The organism is Streptomyces sp. NPDC058701 (genome assembly GCF_042715295.1).
In the GTDB taxonomy this organism is placed as follows: domain Bacteria; phylum Actinomycetota; class Actinomycetes; order Streptomycetales; family Streptomycetaceae; genus Streptomyces.
On record NZ_JBHXSY010000046.1, the window covers coordinates 1 to 20,777 of the forward strand.

17 protein-coding genes and 2 pseudogenes are annotated in these 20,777 nt (G+C 72.4%); 12 read left to right on the top strand and 7 right to left on the bottom strand.

The window, feature by feature from the left end:
- Positions 1-242: pseudogene (locus tag ACFWW8_RS31935) on the bottom strand (2-oxoglutarate dehydrogenase, E2 component, dihydrolipoamide succinyltransferase); the annotation flags it as partial.
- Positions 243-374: 132 nt separating this feature from the next.
- On the opposite strand from ACFWW8_RS31935, the gene ACFWW8_RS31940 reads away from it, so the two are divergent.
- Positions 375-1,601: an amidohydrolase family protein gene (locus ACFWW8_RS31940; RefSeq protein WP_386534524.1), complete on the top strand. Its 1,227-nt coding sequence runs from the start codon at positions 375-377 to the stop codon at positions 1,599-1,601.
- A 203-nt stretch (positions 1,602-1,804) separates the two neighbouring features.
- Positions 1,805-2,644 (top strand): trypsin-like serine protease, encoded by an 840-nt coding sequence (locus ACFWW8_RS31945; protein ID WP_386534527.1) that lies wholly within the window; start codon positions 1,805-1,807, stop codon positions 2,642-2,644.
- 46 nt (positions 2,645-2,690) lie between these two features.
- Here the strand turns inward: ACFWW8_RS31945 and ACFWW8_RS31950 are convergent, their stop codons facing one another.
- Both ACFWW8_RS31950 and ACFWW8_RS31955 read right to left on the bottom strand, forming a co-directional pair.
- On the bottom strand, positions 2,691-3,131 hold the full coding sequence (locus ACFWW8_RS31950) for an NUDIX hydrolase (RefSeq protein WP_386534530.1): 441 nt from the start codon (positions 3,129-3,131) through the stop codon (positions 2,691-2,693).
- Positions 3,132-3,338: 207 nt separating this feature from the next.
- Positions 3,339-3,578 (bottom strand): annotated as a pseudogene (locus ACFWW8_RS31955) (FtsX-like permease family protein); the annotation flags it as partial.
- Positions 3,579-3,603: 25 nt separating this feature from the next.
- Between ACFWW8_RS31955 and ACFWW8_RS31960 the strand changes: the two are divergent.
- Both ACFWW8_RS31960 and ACFWW8_RS31965 read left to right on the top strand, forming a co-directional pair.
- Positions 3,604-4,098: a sensor histidine kinase gene (locus ACFWW8_RS31960; RefSeq protein WP_386534533.1), complete on the top strand. Its 495-nt coding sequence runs from the start codon at positions 3,604-3,606 to the stop codon at positions 4,096-4,098.
- A gap of 26 nt (positions 4,099-4,124) precedes the next feature.
- Positions 4,125-4,928: a hypothetical protein gene (locus tag ACFWW8_RS31965; RefSeq protein WP_386534535.1), complete on the top strand. Its 804-nt coding sequence runs from the start codon at positions 4,125-4,127 to the stop codon at positions 4,926-4,928.
- Positions 4,929-5,290: 362 nt separating this feature from the next.
- Here the strand turns inward: ACFWW8_RS31965 and ACFWW8_RS31970 are convergent, their stop codons facing one another.
- The 3 genes from ACFWW8_RS31970 to ACFWW8_RS31980 all read right to left on the bottom strand — a co-directional run bounded on the left by ACFWW8_RS31970 (position 5,291) and on the right by ACFWW8_RS31980 (position 7,795).
- Positions 5,291-6,310 carry a CU044_5270 family protein gene (locus tag ACFWW8_RS31970; protein WP_386534537.1) on the bottom strand — a complete coding sequence of 340 codons (1,020 nt, stop codon included), beginning with the start codon at positions 6,308-6,310 and terminating at the stop codon, positions 5,291-5,293.
- Positions 6,307-6,873, bottom strand: coding sequence for an RNA polymerase sigma factor (locus ACFWW8_RS31975; protein WP_386534540.1), 567 nt, complete (start codon positions 6,871-6,873; stop codon positions 6,307-6,309). Before ACFWW8_RS31975 ends, ACFWW8_RS31970 begins: the two co-directional genes overlap by 4 nt.
- 463 nt (positions 6,874-7,336) lie before the next feature.
- Positions 7,337-7,795, bottom strand: a complete 459-nt coding sequence (locus tag ACFWW8_RS31980) for a DUF732 domain-containing protein (RefSeq protein WP_386534543.1) — start codon at positions 7,793-7,795, stop codon at positions 7,337-7,339.
- A gap of 294 nt (positions 7,796-8,089) precedes the next feature.
- On the opposite strand from ACFWW8_RS31980, the gene ACFWW8_RS31985 reads away from it, so the two are divergent.
- The 7 genes from ACFWW8_RS31985 to ACFWW8_RS32015 all read left to right on the top strand — a co-directional run bounded on the left by ACFWW8_RS31985 (position 8,090) and on the right by ACFWW8_RS32015 (position 17,650).
- On the top strand, positions 8,090-8,467 hold the full coding sequence (locus tag ACFWW8_RS31985) for a hypothetical protein (protein WP_386534545.1): 378 nt from the start codon (positions 8,090-8,092) through the stop codon (positions 8,465-8,467).
- A gap of 99 nt (positions 8,468-8,566) precedes the next feature.
- A complete protein-coding gene (gene secD / locus ACFWW8_RS31990; protein ID WP_386534548.1) occupies positions 8,567-10,945 on the top strand; it encodes a protein translocase subunit SecD in 2,379 nt (792 codons plus the stop codon).
- Positions 10,946-11,246: 301 nt separating this feature from the next.
- Positions 11,247-12,194: a TIGR03619 family F420-dependent LLM class oxidoreductase gene (locus ACFWW8_RS31995; RefSeq protein WP_386534550.1), complete on the top strand. Its 948-nt coding sequence runs from the start codon at positions 11,247-11,249 to the stop codon at positions 12,192-12,194.
- Between the two features lie 39 nt (positions 12,195-12,233).
- A complete protein-coding gene (locus ACFWW8_RS32000) occupies positions 12,234-13,019 on the top strand; it encodes an SDR family NAD(P)-dependent oxidoreductase (protein ID WP_383921653.1) in 786 nt (261 codons plus the stop codon).
- Between the two features lie 115 nt (positions 13,020-13,134).
- Positions 13,135-14,256, top strand: coding sequence for an LLM class flavin-dependent oxidoreductase (locus ACFWW8_RS32005; protein ID WP_386534552.1), 1,122 nt, complete (start codon positions 13,135-13,137; stop codon positions 14,254-14,256).
- A gap of 176 nt (positions 14,257-14,432) precedes the next feature.
- Positions 14,433-16,172, top strand: coding sequence for an amidohydrolase family protein (locus ACFWW8_RS32010; protein WP_386534555.1), 1,740 nt, complete (start codon positions 14,433-14,435; stop codon positions 16,170-16,172).
- Entirely contained in the window at positions 16,169-17,650 is a 1,482-nt protein-coding gene (locus ACFWW8_RS32015; protein ID WP_386534558.1) for an aldehyde dehydrogenase family protein, read from the top strand. The genes ACFWW8_RS32010 and ACFWW8_RS32015 overlap by 4 nt, the downstream gene beginning before the upstream one ends.
- Before the next feature lie 87 nt (positions 17,651-17,737).
- Here ACFWW8_RS32015 and ACFWW8_RS32020 read toward each other — a convergent pair whose 3' ends face one another.
- The gene (locus ACFWW8_RS32020) at positions 17,738-18,829 is read right to left on the bottom strand and encodes a DNA alkylation repair protein (RefSeq protein ID WP_386534561.1); all 1,092 of its coding nucleotides are present in this window, start codon (positions 18,827-18,829) and stop codon (positions 17,738-17,740) included.
- Positions 18,830-19,101: 272 nt separating this feature from the next.
- Here ACFWW8_RS32020 and ACFWW8_RS32025 point away from each other — a divergent pair, with 272 nt between their 5' ends.
- Complete coding sequence (locus ACFWW8_RS32025; RefSeq protein ID WP_386534564.1) at positions 19,102-20,661, top strand: APC family permease; 1,560 nt, start codon at positions 19,102-19,104, stop codon at positions 20,659-20,661.
- Positions 20,662-20,777 lie beyond the last annotated feature (116 nt).

Consider the following 20,777-nt stretch of genomic DNA (forward strand, 5'->3'; position numbering starts at 1 on the left):
GCTCCCGGTGCGGCGGCTCCCGGCGCGGCGGGCGCGGCGGGGCCCGCTCCGGCCGTCGCGGGACCGGATCCGGCGGGCAGGACTCTGCCGGCGGCGGGCCGGGCGGCCAGGGAACGGGCGGCGGCACGGGCGGCGGCGGCCGTGGTCCCGGCGCCGGTGGCCGCGGGGCTGGTGCCCGCGGAGCTGGTCCGGACTCCCTCGGGGTGGTTCCGCGGCTGCGGGATGGCCGGTACGCCGTCCATCTGTCGTCCCCCCTGCCTTCCGTGGTTGTAGGGGCCAGTCTGCCCTGTGTCGTGCGTACACGTCAGCCCGTCACGTGCCGATCCGCGGCCAACTAGCTGACGGTTCGTCAGATCAGCGCTACCGTAGGGGTCATGGAGACCTTCCCGAAGATCATCTCGGTGGACGACCACACGGTTGAGCCCCCCCACGTCTGGCGGGACCGGCTCCCGTCCAAGTACAAGGACACCGGCCCCCGGGTCGTCCGCGCCCCCCTGAAGGAAATGACCTTCCTCGGCGGGAAGTTCGCCCCCGTCATGGGGGCCAGGGGTGACGACGGCCCGATCGGCGACTGGTGGGTGTACGAGGACCTGCACCGCCCGCTCACCCGGCTGGACACGGCCGTCGGGTACGACCGCGACGAGATCAAACTGGAAGTCATCACCTACGAGCAGATGCGCCCGGGGTCCTTCTCGGTTCCCGAACGGCTCGCGGACATGGACGTCAACCACGTCCAGTCGGCGCTCTGCTTCCCCACCTTCCCGCGCTTCTGCGGCCAGACCTTCACCGAGGCCAAGGACCGGGAGCTGGGACTCCTCGGCGTACGGGCCTACAACGACTGGATGGTGGAGGAGTGGTGCGGCCCCGACGCCCACGGCCGGCTCATCCCCCTCACCCTCGTCCCGCTCTGGGACGCCCGCCTCGCCGCCGAGGAGGTCCGCCGCAACGCCGCCCGGGGCGTGCGCGCCGTCGCCTTCTCGGAGATACCCCCGCACCTGGGCCTGCCGTCCATCCACACGGACGACTGGGACCCGTTCCTGGAGGCGTGCAACGAGACCGGGACGGTCATCGCCATGCACATCGGCTCCTCCTCCCGCATGCCGTCCACCTCGGCGGACGCCCCGCCGGCGGTCGGTTCCACCATCACGTTCGCCAACTGCTGCTTCTCGATGGTCGACTGGCTGATGAGCGGCAAGTTCGAGCGCTTCCCCCACCTGAAGATCATGTACGCGGAGGGCCAGATCGGCTGGATCCCGTACATCCTGGAGCGCGCGAACGTGGTCTGGGAGGAGAACCGCGGCTGGGGCGGCGTCGCCGACAAGGTCCTGCGCCCGCCGTCGGAGCTCTTCGCCGAGCACGTCTTCGGCTGCTTCTTCGACGACGCCTTCGGCCTGAAGAACCTGGACGCGATCGGCGTCGGCAACGTCCTGTACGAGACGGACTACCCGCACTCGGACTCGACGTGGCCCAAGTCCCGCGAGGTCGGCGAGGCCCAGATGGGCCACCTCGCCCCGGACGTGGTGGACCGCATCGTCCGCGGCAACGCGATCGACCTCCTCGGCCTCACCCCGTCCGGCCTGTGGCCGGGCCCGGGGGCCTGAAGCGCCCCTGCCCCCGGGCGGCGACCGACCGCCGCCCGCGGAGCCCGGGCGGGCCGCAGGCCTCGATCCGGCGGTCGCCCCCGGGGCCTGGGCGCGTTTCCTGAGCGGGGTCGCGCTGCGGAGGGCATGAGCCGCTGGTCTTGCACCGGGTGGGGGGTGCGGGGCATGCTTCGCCGGGGCAAAGGGGAGTGATCATCGTGCCGGTGGACAAGCGGTCCGTGGTGACCGCGGTGTTGTGTGCCGTGGCGGCGTTGGGTGCCTCCGCCGCCGTGGCCGAGCTGGCGCCGCCGCCCGAGGGGGCCGCTCCCGTACGGGCGAAGGCGGCGCCGACCGCGACCGCCGAGGACCCGTCACGATCGCAAGCGGCGAAGCCGCAGCTCTCGGCCCCGCCGGCGACGACCCTGCCGCCCGCCGTGGTGCCGAAGCCGGGCGGGCCCGCGGCGTTCACCGGGGCCCTGTTCACGAAGGGCCTGGACGGCGACCACTTCTGCACCGCGACCGTCGTGCAGAGCCCCGGCCGCGACCTCGTCATCACCGCCGGGCACTGCCTGCTCGACGGGGAGCAGGGGGAGGGCGGCGCCGTCTTCGCACCCGCGTACGCGAACGGCGTCGCACCGTACGGCACGTGGAAGCTGGAGCGGGTCTTCGAGGACGACCGCTGGTCGCAGGGCACCGACGACGACTACGACCTGGCCTTCGCCCGCCTCGCCCCCGACGACCGGGGACGGACCATCGAGGACGTGACCGGCGCCGCGGCGCTGGACACCAGCGGCCGCGCCGGCGAGGAGGTCACCGTCACCGGCTACCCCGCCGACCGCAAGGTGCCCCGTACCTGCACGGCGGTCGCGGTCCGCGAGAGCGCCACCTCGCAGCGCTTCGACTGCGCGGACTTCCCGGGCGGCACCAGCGGCAGCGCCTGGATCGCCCGCGACGGGAAGATCATCGGCATCCTGACGGGCGGCGACACCGACGACGTGTCGACCAGCACCGTCCTGGGGCCGTACGCGGCCGCGCTGTACGCCAAAGCCACCGCGGACCGGTAGTCCGGCCGCGGGGGAGCGGGGGCGGAGCGGTGGGCGCGCCGACGGGTCAGGCCAGCAGGCCGAGGTGGACCGGTTCCGCGGGGATGTCCGCGAGGAGCTGAGGCAGGCGCGGGGGCCACAGCGGTTCGCCGAGGGCGGCCAGGCGCTCCGGGGAGAGCCACTGCCAGTGGATGCCGGGGGACTCCAGGACCGGTTCGCGCCGCGGGCCGGTGGTGACGTAGATGTGCTCGTGCTGGCGGACCGGGATCCCCTGGTGCGTGAAGTCGTGCTCCCAGGTGCACAGCAGTCGCCCGGGTGCGAGGTCGGTCCACCCGGTCTCCTCGCGCAACTCCCGCAGCACGCAGTCCTCGGGGCTCTCACCCGGGTCGATCCCGCCGCCCGGCGGCAGCCAGTGGATGCCGACCTCCACGTTGTTCTCGCGGAAGAGGAACACCGACCCGGAGGGGGAGACGATGACAACGCGCGCGGCGTGGCGTGGAGTTCGCATCAGATCATCGTACGCCGGACCCCCGCCCCGGGGGCCTGGCCTGCACCGGACCGGGCCCGCACCGGTCGTGCCACGGCCCGGTGCGGGCCAGGCCGGAACGGTGCGGGCCAGTCCGGGCCGGGCCGTCCCCGCAGGCTTCCGTCCCCGCATGCTTCCGTCCCCGCGGGCTTCCGTCCCCGCGGGCCCAAGCCCGCAGGCCCCCGTCCGTCAGCCCGCCGCCAACGCGAGGGTCGGCGAGAGGCGGGCGGCGCGGACCGCGGGGTAGAGGCCGGCCACCGTGCCGATCGCCAGGGTGGCGGCGAAGCCGCCCGTGACCGCCCAGAGGGGGACCACCCGGGGGAGGTCGCCCGCCGCGGCGTACACGGCCGTGGCCGCGCCGCCCAGGGCGATGCCGGCCAGGCCGCCCAGCCCGGACAGCAGCGGGGACTCCGTCACGAAAGAGCACCTCGTCGAGTCGCTGCTGCTGCTCGCGGTGTCGGAGGAGGGGCTGGAGACCGCCGGTCCGGTGGACCTGGCGGAGCTCGCCGCGGCCGAGCCGGCGGCCTGCCCGCAGCAGGGCCTGACCGTCGTACGGACCCTCGCGCCGGTGACCGTACGGGGCGACCGGGCCCTGCTGGGCCACCTGGTGCGCAACCTCCCGGGCAATGCGGTGCGTCACAACCGCCCGGACGGCCGGATCGTCCTGGAGGTGTCCGGGGACGGGGAACTGACGGTGTCGAACACGGGTCCGGTGCTGGATCCGGCCGGTGTGCCGCGGCTGCTGGAGCCGTTCCGGCGGAGCACCGAACGGCGGCACACCGCAGGTGAGGGGGCCGGTCTCAGGCTGTCGATCGTCGCCTCGGTCGCCCGGGCGCACGGGGCGGAACTGGCGGCGCGGGCCGACCCGGAGCCGGGGGGCGGGCTGAATGTCCGCGTCCGGTTCCCCGTGTTCCGCGGGGCACGGCGGGCGGCGGTTCAGCGCCGCTGAAGACCGGCTGCTGTACGGTCGGTTCAATGAGCAAGCACGCCCGGGCCCGCTCCCGCCGACCCCGTACGCCCCGCGCCTCCCGCCGGGTGGTACTGGCCGCCACCCTCGGCCTGGTGGCCTCCGGGGCCTGCTGGGTCTACCTCGCCCAGGGCCCGGACAAGGCGGCCGCCGCGGCCACCGCCCGTTCGGACGCCCGCCCGCAAGCCGCCGGCCGCGCCGCGCGCGACGCCCAGCGGGACCTGCTCCAGGGCCTGTCCGGCATCAGCGAGGAGACCCGCAACCGCATCCCGGCCGACTCCCGCCAGCTCATCCTGGTCACCGGGAAGGCCCGCGACTCCTCGGAGTCCACGGCCGCCCTGTACACCCGTCCGGCGGCCGGCGCCGACTGGGTCCGGGCCGAGAGCTGGCCGGCCCGCAACGGCGCCAAGGGCTGGTCCACGGAGCGCACGTACGGCGATCTGACGTCCCCGCAGGGCGTCTTCGCGCTCACCGACGCGGGCGGTCTGCTGGCCGCCCCGTCCGGCACCCGCCTCCCGTACGACAAGGACGCCTCCTTCGTGGCCTCGGGCCGCGGGGTGAACGGCGAGTCCCTGGCGGGCTCCTTCGACTACGTGGTCGCGATCGACTTCAACCGCAGGCCGGGCACGTCGCCGCTGGACCCGTCCAAGCCGGAGGGCGAGGAGAAGGGTGGCAACATCTGGCTTCACGTGGACCACGACGGCCCCTCGCAGGGCTGCGTCGGCATCCCCAAGGAGGCCATGAAGAAGGTCCTGGAGACCCTCGACCCGGCGGCGAAGCCGTACATCGTGATGGGACCGGAAGGGTTCTGACCGGGGACCCCTTTCCCTGTGAAGTGCTGACGGCCCGGCTGCTCAGCCGGGCCGTGTCGCGCTGCATGGCCAGGGCGTCGGCCCTGTCGTTCCACGTGCCGTCCCGACCGTCACGTACCCGAGCGTCATCAGGTCGTAGCAGCTGCCGGCGGGCACCGGACATCGACGGATCCGGCATGAAGTCCCGGAAGCCGACGAGGGTTCCGCCGAACTGGGGTCGGCTGACACAGAGGGAACTTGCCTGGTCACGGAAGTTCCGGTTGCTGAGGTTCGTGGTCCCGCTTGCGCTCCACTGCAGACGGCGGCCGGTGTAGTCGGAGTGCTCCGGAGTCCTTTTCGGATCTTCGTCCGGATCGCACTCCTCACTGCCTAGGGAGCATGCCGGCCCGGTCCGTGACTCCTCGGCTGACGATGGACACCGATGTCACCGGCGTGCCGGCCTTGCCCCAGGCGCTGTCCTTGAGGAGCAACGTCCGCTCGCCCAGGAGCCGCAGGCTCGTCTTGTCGAAGATCCATTCCGTCCGCTCGCCCTGGTGAACGCGAGCGACGGCGACCCCTGCCCGGCCGGTGGAGTCCGTGGCGTCGGGCACCATCACGACTCCCGGGATGCGGGCCGCTGCCCGGTAGAGGGCCGCACTCACTCCGGGGGGAGCCTCGACCGTACGGAGGAGGTCGCCGATCGCGACGAAGGCCTCCTGATCCGGTCCGGTGGTCGAGCCGGAGTCCTTGCCGTGGTTGAGCCGGGTATCCGCGTAGATGAGCTCCAGCAGCTTGTCGGGGTCGGTCGGGAGCGATTCGAGGAAGCGGTACGTGGGCCCGTTGATGCTCGGCTTGCCCTGCCCCGGATCCGTCTGCGGAGCCGCCTCAGTGCCCTTCGCGGTCCGCGTCATTGTCTTGGCCGAGCCGTCGACCGATACCCAGTGCTCGGCGGACTCATCGATCCGGGCCGGCTCCATCTCTCCGCCCGCGACCTCCGACAGGGATGTGGAGTGGCCGCTGGTCTTCGTGTACAGGAACTGCCCGTCGAGGACCGTCGGGGCAGGCGACTCCGCGGCGGCCAAGGCGATCCTGTCCAGGAGCTGCACGGCGGCGGATTCGGGCTTCGCGGCTTCAGCGTGCTCCCCGGGGCTGTTCCCGCCCAGGGTGAAGGCGACGGCCACGGCGCACGCTGCCGCCACGACTCCCAGGGAGACGAACAACGGGCGCCTGGACCGCCGTGACGGGGCCGTCCGCTCACTTCGAGCTGTTTCTCGCCTCAGGTACTCCCTTGTCAGGCGGTGTCCACGGAAGGGCATGTCCGCGTCGGAGATGCCGGGCAGGCGCCGGAGCATCTCTTCGCGCTCGGACAGTTCGATGTGCGCGTCGTCATCGGCGGCGTTCACAGGTGTCCCTCCCGTGCGGTTCGGGACGCGGGTCCGCGTCCGTGGGCCGGTGCTGAGGCCAGATGGGCGATGGTGAGTTTGCGGAGGCGGCTGCGTGCCCGGAAGAGCCGAGAGCGCGCGGTTCCCTCCGTTACCCCGCAGGCCGCCGCCACCTCCTCGTGGGAGAGGCCCGACCAGACGGACAGCACGATCACCTCGCGGTCGGCACGGCGCAGGCGGTGCAGCGCGGCGAGCGCGGCGTCCGCCCTGGCTCTGTCGCCGATGCGTGAAACCACCGCGTCCGCCAGATCCGGAACGACCTCCGGTCGCGGGAGACGCGTCATCGCCTCGCGATGGCGGCGAGCGGTCCTGCGGGTGTTGCGAAGGACGTTGGTCGCGACTCCGAGTAGCCAGGCTCGATGACTGGCGACACCGTCGAGGGTTTCGCGGAGCCGCCATGCCTCGAGAAAGGTGAGGGAGACGATGTCTTCCGCACCGGTGGGGTCGGAGGTCATGCGGACGGCGTGCGCGTACACCGCCTGGGCGTGCGCGTCGTAGAGGTCCGCGAAGAGTTGCTGGTCCACGTTGGTTAATGTCCGCTCGGAGCGGGGCGTTGCATGTGACGTGCGTCACGGTGGGTTCGGGTAGGTGGTGGCCCTGTTGAGGCAAGGAGCACCGCGTGACCGGCGTTCCCTCCACAGCGGACCGGGAACGGTGACCGCGCGCCGCCGGGCCGGGCGGGCCGGGCAGCGGGTGGGACCCGGCGTCCGGATGGGCGAGCGTCTCCAGGAGGCTCACCATCCGCCAGCACGTCCTCGACCGCCGGGCTGAGGAGCCCCCCCCGGGGTAGCGCCAGAAGGGCAGGCGACCACAGAGGGGGCAGGCGTCGGACTCGGCGAGGAGGCGGGCGCGCTGCTTGAAGGAGGCGTGGGTGGTGAGGTCGGTCCGTTTGGCCGTGGCGCCCCCTCATCCGCGGGGGGCCGCCCGGGGCCCTCGTCGCGGGCGGCCGTACCGCATCCACTCGCACCGTGGTGGTCTGTGGCCCCGTCAGTACGTGGGGCAGAGGTTGGTCTGTACGGCGGCGAGGATGAAGGCGGCCTTGGTGGGGCCGAAGCCGTCGGGATGGTTGGGGCCGATGAAGCGCCGGTTCGTGGACTCGACACGCTTGGTCGGGTCCTTCTCGTCCTTCATGGACTGGCACTGGCTCAGCCCGCGGCTGATGGCCTTGTCGTCCTTGCCGTTGACGATCTCGGGGTCGATCTTGTTGAGCGCGGCGAGGTAGATGGCGCGCTGCGCGGGGGCGGGGCTGGGCGGGATACCGGCGGCTGCGGCCGCGGAGCTGAGCGCCTCGGGGGCGGTGCTCGACTGCGATGCGGACGGGGAGGCGGACGGCGGGGCGGCGACCTTGTCGCCGGGCTTGGGCTCGCTGGTGACGGCCTCGGAGCAGCTGGTGAGGGCGAGGAGGCCGGCGGCGGCGAGGAGGGTGATGGTGTGGTGTGTGCGCATCGCGTCATGGTGTCGGCGCCGGGACCGGTATGGGCGGGCTGTGACTGATCCGTGACGTGGTCTCCCCGCACGGCTCGACCGCCTCGGGCCCCTCGGGGGACACGGCGCGAGGACCAGGAGCGGCTTCGGAGCACGTCGGGGGCGGCGAACCTGCTGGTTGCGCGCTGTTGCTGAAGTTCTTCGGCTTCCGAAGAACTGCCGAGGAAAACGGAACGGACCGGGGCACCCCATACGTTGAGCCGGGCGGGGCCACGCCGTGCGCACCCGGCGAGCACCGAAGGGACGGGGGGACGCGTGCCGCAACGAAACCGCTGCGCGCGCCTGGCCGCGTCCGCGCTGACCCTCGTCGTGACCGTCCTCGCGCTGTTCGTCCCGGTGGCCGGGGCGCAGGGCGTGCCCATGCCCGCCGACAGGCCGCTCGCCCACCACACGGTGGCGGGGCACGCCGGACCAGGGGCAGGACCGGACGACGTCCCGGCGCGGCAATTCGCGGTCACGCCCCGACCTGACGCCCACATCCCGGGCCCGCAGCCTGCGGGCCCCGCGCGTACGGCCGTCGACACGGCTCCGCGCCGCGCCCTGGGCGGGCCCGACGCGGGCCCCGCCACCGCACTCGCGCCGCCGCGCAGGCCGGCCGAGTCCGCCGCCCCGCGCGGCCCGCCCCACCGATGAGCACGCAGACCGTCATCGACGCCTGACCCTTCTGACCCGGCGCACACCGCGCGGGTCCGGTCACGCGTCCCTCCGTCCTGCCCTCATCGTGGAGTACGCATGTCTCGCGCACCCTGGTCTCGCGCACCCTGGTCCCGCCAACCCTGGTCCCGCCCACCCTTGTGGAGGGCGGTCGTCGCGCTGGCAGCCGTCGCGCTGTCCCTCTACATCGCCCTCACCCAATCCGCCCGCCTCGGCCTCGATCTGCGCGGCGGCACCCAGATCGTCCTGGAGACCCGGGACTCGCCCACCGTCAAGGCCGACGCCGCATCCACCGACCGCGCTCTGGAGGTCCTCAGGCAGCGCGTCGACGCCCTCGGCGTCTCCGAACCCGGCATCGCCCGCTCCGGTGAGAAACGGATCATCGTCGAACTCCCCGGAGTGCAGGACCCGCGCAAGGCCGCCGAGGTCATCGGCCGCACCGCACAGCTCACGGTCCACCCGGTGACGGGGGCGACGGCCGACGAGGGCTCCGCGACGCCGGAGGCCGACGGATCACGCACCCTGCCCGACCCGGACCGGCCGGGCAACCACCTGAAGCTGGGCCCCACCGCCCTCACCGGCGAGGGGGTCGAGGACGCCGAGGCGGTCCTGGACCAGCAGTCGCTGAGCGGCTGGATGGTCTCCCTCGACTTCCGCAAGGGCGCGGGCGACACCTGGGCGAAGATCACCTCGGACGCGGCCTGCGCGCCTCAGGGCGCTCCGGAACGCCGCGTCGTCATCGCCCTCGACAACAAGATCATCTCGGCGCCCGGCGTCACCGCGGACGTGGTGTGCGGGACCGGTATCACCGGCGGCTCCACGCAGATCAGCGGCGGCTTCGCCCGGGCCGAGGCGCGCGAGCTGGCGGCGCTCGTGAAGGGCGGCGCGCTGCCGGTGCCCCTCGACGTCGTGGAGCAGCGCACGGTCGGCCCGACGCTCGGCGCCGACGCAATCGAGGCGAGCACCAAGGCCGCGCTCATCGGCATCGCCCTGACCGCACTGTTCATCACCGTCGTCTACCGACTCCTCGGCGCGCTCGCCGCCCTGGCCCTCGGGCTGTACGGCCTCATCTCGTACGCCGCTCTGGTGGCGCTCGGCGCGACGCTCACGCTGCCGGGGCTCGCCGGGTTCGTCCTGGCGATCGGCATGGCGGTGGACGCGAACGTCCTGGTCTTCGAACGGGCCAGGGAGGAGTACCTGGGCGTCCGTTCCAAGGACCTGTCGAAGCCGGTGAAGACCGGCTTCGCGAAGGCGTGGAGCGCGGTGATCGACTCGAACGTGACGACGCTGCTCGCCGCGGGACTGCTGTTCTTCTTCGCCACGGGCCCGGTCAAGGGCTTCGGGGTCACCCTGTGCATCGGCGTCCTGGCATCGATGCTCACGGCGCTCGTGATCACCCGCACGCTCGCGGACTTCGCCGTCGCCCGCAGCTTCGTGCGCAAGCGCCCCGGTCTGACGGGCATCGCCTCGACGGGCCGGTTCCGCACATGGCTGTCCCGCCGCGACCCGAACCTGGTCCGCCACCGTCGCCGCTGGCTCGGCGCGAGCGCACTCCTGGTGGCGGTGGCCGTCGCGGGAATCCTCATCCGCGGCCTGGACTTCGGCGTGGAGTTCACCGGCGGCCGCCTCGTCGAGTACGGCACCAGCAGGTCCGTCGACGCGGACACGGCCCGGAACGCCGTGTCCGACGCGGGGTTCCCGCGCGCGGTGGTGCAGGAGTCCGGCGACGGCGACATCACCGTACGCACGGAGAAGCTGACCGACGACGAACAGCAGCGCGTCAAGGCGGCCTTGGAGGAGTCCGGCGGAACCGTCACGGTGGAGCGTGACGAACAGATCGGCCCGAGCCTCGGCAGCGAACTGCGCCAGAAGGCGCTCCTGGCCCTGGGCATCGCCGTGGCCGCCCAGCTGATCTACCTCAGCGTGCGGTTCCGCTGGACCCTGGCGGCAGCGGCGGTCTCCGCGATGGTCCACGACGTCCTCCTCGTGGTGGGCCTGTTCGCCTGGCTGGGCAGGCCGGTGGACAGCGTCTTCCTGGCGGCGCTGCTCACGGTGATCGGCTACTCCGTGAACGACACGGTGGTCGTCTTCGACCGCGTCCGCGAAGCGCGCCGCCGAGACCCCCGAGGCGACCTGGAGAAAACGGCCAACCACGCGGTGGTCCAGACACTCCCGCGCACGGTGAACACGGGTATGGGAGCCTTGTTCATCCTGACCGCACTGGCGGTACTGGGCGGCGACTCGCTGGCGGACTTCTCCGTGGCGCTGATCGCGGGCGTCCTGGTCGGCATCGCCTCGACCCTCTTCACCGCGGTTCCGATCGCGATCGCCCTGGAACACCGCAACCCGACACCCCCACCGGCACGGGACCGTCGCGCCGCGAGGGAAGTCCACGACGGGTACGGCCCCTTGGAGGCGCGGAGGAAGAAGGAGAGGGGGACGGGGGCGGTCGTCTGAGCCCGCGAGGACGGTCCTGAGGCCGAGGGCAGCGCGCCGACCGCGCGACGAGGACGTCGACGGTGCGCTGCCGGAAGCCCGACGCGCTGGGGAGTGCATCGGCGAGAACAGCGGCCGGCCCCTGCCCGGTGGGAAGAGGCTCAAGACCCGGTTCACCCGGCTCACCCGGCACGAACGCGGGATCGGGCCACCGCGGTCGGCCCTACCCCTTGCCTGACGGACCGTCAGCTACGACGATGGCCCGGCACCGGTATGACGAATCGGCGGACGAATCGGCAGACGAAGGCGAGGCGGGTCCGGCATGGCGCGCGTGTTTCCGGAAGGTCGGCTGGTCTACGGGATGCAGCTCCCGATCCAGTCGCAGAGCACCCTCTACGCCGAACCCTGGGAGGCGTCGGCCACCGCCGTCGACCTCGCCGAGGTGGCCCGGGCCGCCGACCGGGCCGGCTTCGGGTACGTGGCCACCTGCGACCACGTGGCCATCCCGCGGCGGCTCGCGGGGCCCATGGGCACGGTCTGGTACGACCTGGTCGCCACCCTCTCCTTCCTCGCCGGGATCACCGAGCACGTGCGCCTGCTCAGCCACGTCGCGATCCTCGGCCTGCGCCACCCGCTGATCAGCGCCAAGCAGTACGCGACGCTCGACCACCTCTCCGGCGGCCGGCTGATCCTCGGGGTCGGCGCCGGGCACGTCCAGGAGGAGTTCGAGATCCTCGGCGTGGACTTCGCGCGGCGCGGGGCCGTCCTCGACGAGACCCTGGACGCGCTGCGAGTGGCGCTGGGGCCCGAGGAGTACCCGGAGTTCGAGGGCGAGCTGTTCTCGTTCAAGGACCTCGGCCAGCTGCCCCGGCCGGCGCAGCAGCGGATCCCCGTCTGGGTCGGCGGTTCCTCGGGCCCCGCCGTGCGCCGGGCCGCCGTCCGCGGCGACGGCTGGCTCCCGCAGGGCGACCCGCGCCACGCGCTGCCCGCGCAGATCGCCCGGATCCGGGAACTGCGCGCGGCGGCGGGGATCGGGGAGCCGATCGAGATCGGCGCGATCACCGAGCCGCTGTACGTCGGCGAACCCGGCTGGGACACCGGCCGCCGGACCCTGACCGGCAAGGCGGAGGCGCTCGCCGAGTCGCTGCGGGAGTACGGGGCGCTCGGCGTGGACCAGATCCAGGTCCGCTTCCGCAGCCGCGACCGGGCCGAACTGACGGACCAGATCGCCGCGTTCGGCGCTGACGTCGCACCGCACCTCAACGACTAGTACCCCGGCCACCACCTCAACGACCAGGGAGACACCGGCATGGGCAAGCTGGACGGGCGCGTCGTCATCATCACCGGTGCGGCGCGCGGCCAGGGTGAGCAGGAAGCCCGCCTGTTCGCCGCCGAGGGCGCCAGGGTGCTGCTCGGCGACGTACTGGACGACCAGGGCGCGGCCGTGGCCAAGGAGATCGGCGAGGACCGGGCCCGGTACGTACGGATGGACGTGAGTCGGGAGGAGGACTGGGCGGCCGCGATCGCCGCCGCCAAGGAGTCCTTCGGGCCGGTCGACGGGCTGGTCAACAACGCGGGCATCCTGCGCTTCAACGAGCTGACCGGGACCCCGCTGGAGGAGTTCCGCCAGGTGGTCGAGGTCAACCAGGTGGGCGCCTTCCTCGGCATCAAGTCGGTGGCCCCGGAGATCGAGGCGGCCGGCGGCGGCACCATCGTCAACACCTCCTCGTACACCGGGCTGACGGGCATGGCGTACGTGGGCGCGTACGCCGCTACCAAGGCGGCGATCCTGGGGCTGACGCGGGTCGCCGCCATGGAGCTGGCGGGCAAGGGGATCCGGGTCAACGCGATGTGCCCGGGTGCCGTGGACACCCCGATGGCCAATCCGGGGCTGCTGGACCCGGCCGGGATGACCGACGAGGCCCGGGAGGCGATGGCCGAGCTGTACCGGCGGGTCGTGCCGATGGGGCGGGTCGGGCGGCCGGAGGAGGTCGCGAAGCTGGCCCTCTTCCTGACCGGCGAGGACTCCTCGTACATCACCGGCCAGCCGTTCGTCATCGACGGCGGGTGGATGGCGGGCGTCAGCATCGCGTGACGTCGCGGCGAGTCATCTGATGGGGCGTCAGGTATTGACGCTCCGGCCCCGGCGGTGGAACAGTCGGGGCATCGAATCTGACGGAACGTCAGAAATCAAAGGACGGTGAACCCCCTTGGAATTCGGGCTCTTCGTGCAGGGATACGTGGCCGAGTCACGGTCCAAGGTCGACCCCGAGGCAGAGCATAAGGCGCTGATCGAGGAGACCGAGTACGTCATCCAGGCCGACAAGTCGGGCTTCAAGTACGCCTGGGCCTCCGAGCACCACTTCCTGGAGGAGTACTCGCACCTCTCGGCGAACGAGGTGTTCCTCGGCTACCTGGCCCACGCCACCGAGCGCATCCACCTCGGCTCCGGCATCTTCAACCCCCTCGCCCCGGTGAACCACCCGGTGAAGGTGGCGGAGAAGGTCGCCATGCTCGACCACCTCTCCAAGGGCCGCTTTGAGTTCGGCACCGGGCGCGGTGCGGGCAGCCACGAGATCCTCGGCTTCCTCCCCGGCATCGAGGACATGAACGGCACCAAGGAGATCTGGGAGGAGACCATCGCGGAGTTCCCCAAGATGTTCCTCCAGGAGGAGTACGAGGGGTTCCAGGGCAAGCACTGGTCCCTGCCGCCGCGGAAGATCTTCCCCAAGCCGTACGGCAAGGCCCACCCGGCCATGTGGTACGCCGCCGGTTCCCCCTCCTCGTACGCGATGGCGGCGAAGAAGGGCCTGGGCGTGCTGGGCTTCAGCGTGCAGAAGGTCTCCGACATGGAGTGGGTGCTGGAGCAGTACAAGACGGCCATCCAGGAGGCGAAGGCCATCGGCGCCTTCGTCAACGACAACGTCATGGTCACCTCGACCGCGATCTGCGCCGAGACCCACGACAAGGCGGTGGAGATCGCCGTCAACGCCCACATGAACCGCTTCCAGTCGCTGGTCTTCCGCTACCACGACACCTTCCCGCGGCCCGAGGCGATCCCGCAGTGGCCCGAGCTGCTGCCCGAGTACAACGCGGAGATCATCGAACTGCTGATCGCCGAGGAGCTGATGATCTGCGGCGACCCCTCCGAGGTACGGGCCCAGTGCAAGCGGTGGGAGCAGGCCGGCGCCGACCAGCTGTCCTTCGGACTGCCGACCGGGGTCTCGCCCGAGGACACGCTGAACACCATCAAGCTCATCGGTGAACACGTCATCCCGCACATCGACACCGACCCGGTCCACCGCACGACCCGCTTCCGCCAGGCCTCCTGACCCGGCGGGGGAACAGGGACGGCGTCTTCCCGGACCGCCGTCCCGCAGCGGCCCCGGCCGGGCGGCCTCCGGCCGGGGCCCGCGCGGTCCGCGCCATGCGGGCGCGGCGCCGCCGCCCCCGCGGGGCGGAGCCCCCGAACACGGCCCGCACCGCGAACACCGGCAGAAGGGACGTCATGCTCGACCACCTGATCAAGGGCGCGACCGTCGTCGACGGGACCGGCGCGCCCGCCCGCGTCGCCGACGTCGGCATCCGGGACGGCCGGATCGTCGTCATCGGCGACCCCGGCACCGTCACCGAAGAGGCCCGTACCGACGAGGACGCCACCGGCCTCGTCCTGACCCCCGGCTTCGTCGACCCCCACACGCACTACGACGCCCAGCTCTTCTGGGACCCGTACGCCACCCCCTCCATGAACCACGGCGTCACCACCGTCGCCGGAGGCAACTGCGGCTTCACCCTGGCGCCCCTGCACCCGGACCGCCCCGAGGACGCCGACTACACCCGGCGCATGATGAGCAAGGTCGAGGGGATGGCCCTCAAGGCCCTCGAGGAGGGCGTCGACTGGACCTGGTCCACCTTCGGCGAGTACCTCGACGCCCTCGACGGCCGCATCGCCGTGAACGCCGGCTTCATGGTCGGCCACTGCGCCCTGCGCCGCCACGTGATGGGCGAGGCGGCCGTCGGCGGACAGCCCACGCCCGGGCAGCTGGACGAGATGCTCGCCCTCTTCCACGACGCCATGGACGCCGGCGCGTGGGGTCTGTCCACCACCCAGTCCTCCACCCACTCCGACGGCGACGGCTCCCCGGTCGCCTCCCGGCACGCGAAGCCGGAGGAACTGCTCGCCCTGTCCCGGGCGGTCGCCGAACACGAGGGCACCCAGCTCGAAGCCATCGTGGCGGGCTGCCTCGACCAGTTCTCCGACGCCGAGATCGACCTCTTCGTCGACATGAGCGCCGCCGCCGGCCGGCCCCTGAACTGGAACGTCCTCACCATCGACGCCTCCGTCCCCGAGCGCGTGCCGCGCCAGCTGATCCCCAGCGAGCGGGCCCGCGCCGCCGGCGGCCGGATCGTCGCGCTCACCATGCCGATCCTCACCCCCATGAACATGTCGCTCGGCACCTTCTGCGCGCTCAACCTCATCCCCGGCTGGGGCGAGGTGCTCGCCCTGCCCGTCCCCGAACGGATCGAGAAGCTCCGCGACGCGGACGTACGGGCCGAGATGCTGCGCCGCGCCGACAGCAAGGAGGCCGGCGTCTTCCGCCGCCTCGCCCGCTTCGGGCGGTACGTCATCGGCGACACGTACAGCAAGGAGAACGAGGGCCTCTCCGGCCGGGTCGTCGACGACATCGCCGCCGAGCGCGGCCAGGACGCCTTCCACTGCCTCGTCGAGATATGCGCCAACGACGACCTGCGCACCGTCCTGTGGCCGATGCCCACCGACAACGACCCCGCCAGCTGGGCCCTGCGCCGGGAGACCTGGCAGCACGAGGACGTCCTGCTCGGCGGCTCCGACGCGGGCGCGCACCTGGACCGCATGTGCGGGGCCCCGTACACCACCCGGTTCCTCGGCGACTGCCTGCGCGGGCGCCGGCTCGTCCCGCTGGAGCAGGCGGTGAAGATGCTCACGGACGACCCGGCGCAGCTGTTCGGGCTGCGCGAGCGCGGCCGGATCGCCGAGGGGTACCACGCCGACCTCGTCCTCTTCGACCCGGAGCGGATCGAGGCCGGCCCGGCGACGCTCGTCCACGACCTGCCGGGCGACAGCCCGCGGCTGGACGCGCGGGCCATCGGCATCGTGTCCGTACGCGTCAACGGGGTGGAGACCGTCCGCGACGACGAGGTGACGGGCGCGATCCCCGGGATCGTGCTCCGCTCGGGCCGGGACACGAGGACGGTGAGCACCCGTTGAGCACGCACCGGCCCGGCGGCCCCCAGCGGCTCTACATCGGCGGCGCCTGGGTGGAGCCGGACGCCGGCCACTACGAGGTGGTCAACCCGGCCGACGAGTCGGTGGTCGGGCTGGCCCCCGAGGCCTCCCGCGGCCAGGTCGAGGAGGCGGCGCGGGCCGCGGCCGACGCGTTCGCGTCCTGGTCCCGCACGGCGCCCGAGGAGCGTGCGGCGATCCTGGACCGGGCCGCCGACATCATCCAGCGGGAGTACGAGCCCTGGTCCGAGCTCGCCCGGGCGGAGACGGGGGCGCCGACGGGGATCGCCCGCGGCATGCAGGTCGGCGTCGGGGTCGCCCGCTTCCGGCGGTACGCGAAGGGCGCCCTGGAACCGGTCGAGCGGGGGCTGCCCCCGCAGGTGACGGACGCCGGACCGATGGGGCGCGCGGGCGTGCTGGGCGCGCTGGAGGTGCGCCAGCCGGTCGGGGTGGTCACCTGCATCACCTCGTACAACAACCCGTGGGCGAACCCGGCGGGCAAGGTGGCCCCGGCCCTGGCCATGGGCAACACGGTGGTGGTCAAACCGGCCCCGCAGGACCCGCTGTCGGTGTTCCGGATGGCGCGGGCGCTCGACGAGGCCGGGGTCCCGGCGGGCGTGGTGAACGTGGTCTCGGGCACCTCGGTCGAGGTGGGCGAGGCGGCGGTGGACTCGCCCCACGTCGACATGGTGTCCTTCACCGGCTCCACGGCCGTCGGCCAGCGCATCGCCGAGGTGTGCGGCCGGACGATGAAGCGGCAGCTGATGGAGCTCGGCGGCAAGGGCGCGGCGATCGTCCTGGAGGACGCGGACCTGGACGCGGCCGTGATGGGGATCGGGACGACGTTCTCCTTCTACTCGGGGCAGATCTGCACGGCCCCGACCCGGGTGATCGCGCACCGGTCGGTCTACGACCGGCTGGTGGAGAAGCTCACCGGCTACCTGGCCTTCATGACGGTGGGAGATCCGGCGGAGCGCGGCACGGTGGTGGGACCGGTGATCTCGGCGGCGCACCGCGACCGCGTGGAGTCGTACGTCGAACTGGGCCGCAAGGAGGGCGCGCGGATCGCGTACGGCGGCGAACGCCCGGTCGTGGGCGGCGGACGCGGCTTCTACGTGGCGCCGACGCTGCTGGTGGACTGCACCAACGACATGCGGGTGGTCCGGGAGGAGATCTTCGGCCCGGTGGTCGTGGTCGTCCCCTTCGACGGCGGTGAGGACGAGGCCGTGGCGCTGGCCAACGACAGCGACTACGGCCTGATCAGCTACGTCTGGTCCGGGGACTCGGCGCGCGCGTTCCGCGTGGCGCGGCGGCTGCGGGCGGGCGGGGTGGGCGTCAACACCATCGGGCGGAACATGGAGGCGCCGTTCGGCGGCTTCAAGCGGTCGGGCGTGGGCCGGGACGTCGGGTCGTACGCCCTGCACGCGTACAGCGAGGTGCAGTCGATCGTCTGGACGGGCTGACCCCCGGGCCGGCCCGCGCCCGCGCCCGCCCCCGTCCCCCGCTCCGCCGGGGGACGGGGGCGGGCGCGGGCGCGGGGCCCGCCAGGTTCAGGGGGCGGCGTCGAGGGTGAAGGCGGCCTCGCCCCGTACCCGGCCGTTGACCTGGATCTGCACCAGGTGCTCGCCGGAGTGATAGCGGCGGGTGGTGATCGGCTTGAAGGAGTGCCGCTTGGTGCCGGTCAGGGTCTCGCCGGGGGCCATGCCGCGGGTCGTGAGCTTGAAGACCTTCGGGGTGCGGGCGCCGTTCGCCTTGACGTGCTGGACCACGTAGTCGACGACCAGCTCGGCGGGGAGCGCGCCGGTGTGGGTGACCGCGTAGTCGAAGACCAGGTACTCCCCCACGACGACGTGGGGCGTGGTGACCACGGGGCCGGTCACCGTGACCTCGACGTCGGGGGAGTGGCCGAGCAGGGTGAGCGCGTCGGGCCGGCCGGCCTTGACCAGCGTGCGCAGGCCGTGCCGGACGACGCGATCCGTCGTGGGGGCCGGGTCCGTGCGCCACTTCGCGGCGATCTCCACGGCGAGCGCGGGGTGGTCGCGGCTGATGTCGTTGAGGTGGTTGGCCACGGAGCGGCGCACGTACTCGGACCCGTCGCGGTACAGGGCGTCGAGCAGGGGCACGGCCGGCCGGGGGTCCGCGATGAACGCGGGCAGCTGCGGCGCCCACGGCAGGCGCGGCCGGGTGCCCTCGCTGACCAGGCGCCGCACGTGCGGGTCGGGGTCCCCGGTCCAGCCCCCGACGACGGCGAGGGCGCGGGCGGGGTCGGCGCGCAGGAAGGGGCGTACGGCGGATTCGGCGGTCAGCCGGGGCGTGAGGTCGCGCAGGAGCGCGAGGCCCGGCTCGAAGGCCGCGAGCCCGCGGACGCCGACCGCCTCGTTGACGGGGAACGTCATCCAGCCGGCGAAGCCCGGGTCCTCCAGAGCGGTGCGCAGGACGGCCTCGAAGGCGGGCCAGTCCTCCGGCAGGTCGGCGAGGACCGCGTCGCGGACGGCGGCGACGCGTCCGCTGAAGGCGAGGCCGCCGAGCGTCGCGGCGCGGGCGCGCAGGGCCGGGGAGTCGGGTCTGCGGGCCGCGCGGGCGAGCAACCGGGCCAGGTTACTGACGGTATCCGCGCTGATGAGCTCGTCGGCTGTGGGCATGGGGCCAGTCTGGCGGACCGGACCCGGGTTTCGGGGGCCCTTGAAATTGGCACGGGAAACTTTGGAATGGTGCAAAACGGACACACCTACGGTTTCCGCATGCCGGAAGCTTTGCTCTCAGGCCTTCCGAACCATGAATGGATGCCTGAGTGAACCTTGTATTACGGGAGCGTGAACGCGATCGGCCTCGGGATTCCAAGGATTTTAGCCCTGTGAAGTATCGGACTTAAGCCCTCCGTATGAGGAAACCGCACCCTCTAACGTCCTGACCCATGACTCAGCTGGACGTCCGGCCTCAGGTCGGAGACACGGTAAGCGGCGTCGCCGAGGGCGATGTTCGCGGCAAGGGCCTCGGCAAGGGGTCCGTCGGACTGGTCGGAAGCGCCGTCATCGGCATCTCCACCGTCGCCCCCGTCTACTGCCTGACCTCGACCCTCGGTTCCACCGCCGGCGAGGTCGGCGTCCAGATGCCGGCGGTCTTCCTCGCCGGGTTCCTCCCGATGCTCCTGGTCGCCTTCGCGTACCGCGAGCTCAACAAGGCCATGCCGGACTGCGGCACCTCCTTCACCTGGACCGTCAAGGCCTTCGGCCCGCGGATCGGCTGGATGTGCGGCTGGGGCCTCGTGATCGCCACGATCATCGTGCTCTCCAACCTGGCCGGCGTCGCCACCTCCTACTTCTGGCTGCTGGCGGGCGAGATCACCGGCAACGGGTCGATCGCCGCCCTCGACGACAACAAGCTCGTCCACATCGGCACCTGCCTCACCCTCATCGCCGTCGCCACCGCCATCAGCTACCGCGGCATGACCGCCACCAAGGGCGTCCAGTACGCCCTGGTCGGCCTCCAGCTCGTCGTGCTCGCGCTCTTCGTCGCGATGGCCTTCCAGAAGGCCTCCGCCGGCAGCTTCGACACCGGCCTGGACTTCTCCTGGTCCTGGATGAACCCCTTCGCGGTCGAGTCCATGGCGGCCTTCACCGCCGGACTCTCGCTCTCGATCTTCATGTACTGGGGCTGGGACGCCTGCCTGGCGACCAACGAGGAGACCACCGGATCCACGAAGACCCCCGGCCGCGCCTCGCTCATCGCCATGGTCGTCCTCGTCGGCTCCTACCTGGCCACCGGCATCGCCGCCCAGATGGCAGTCGGCTCCGGCGGCACGGGCCTCGGCCTCGGCAACCCGGAGACCTCCGACAACGTCTTCGCCGCCCTCGCCGGCCCGGTCATGGGCCCGATGCTCGGCATCCTGCTCTTCGTCGCGGTCCTGGCCTCCGCCACCGCGTCCCTCCAGACCACCTTCATCCCGGTGGCCCGCACGGTCCTCGCCATGTCGACGTACGAGGCCCTGCCGCCCTCGTACGCCAAGGTCCACCCGAAGTTCAAGACCCCGGGCCGCGCCACCGTGATGGCGGGCGTCGCGACCGGCGCCTTCTACACCGTGATGACCCTGCTCAGCGAGAACGTCCTCACCGACACGATCTTCGCGCTCGGCCTGATGATCTGCTTCTACTACTCCCTGACCGCTTTCGCCTGCGCCTGGTACTTCCGCGGCGAACTGCGCCGCTCGTCGCGCGACCTGTTCTTCAAGGGCGTCTTCCCGGTCCTCGGCGGCCTGCTGCTCGCGGCCGTCTTCTGCAAGACCCTGATCGACATGTGGGACCCGTCCTACGGATCCGGCTCCACCGTGCTCGGCGTCGGCAGCGTCTTCGTCATCGGCGTCGGCCTGCTGGCCCTCGGCCTGGTCGTCATGTTCGTCACCGAACGCCGCAGCCCGGCCTTCTTCCGCGGCCAGGTCCTGACGAAGTCCACCCCGGCCCTGGTCGTCGAGGACTGACCCGCCCGCCCCGCCCGCCCGGCTGAGTCGCCCCGGGCCCCGCCCCGGCCCCGGATCCCCCGATCCGGGGCCGCGGCCGTTGCGCCTTCGCCTGCGGGGAACGGCCGGCGAGTGGC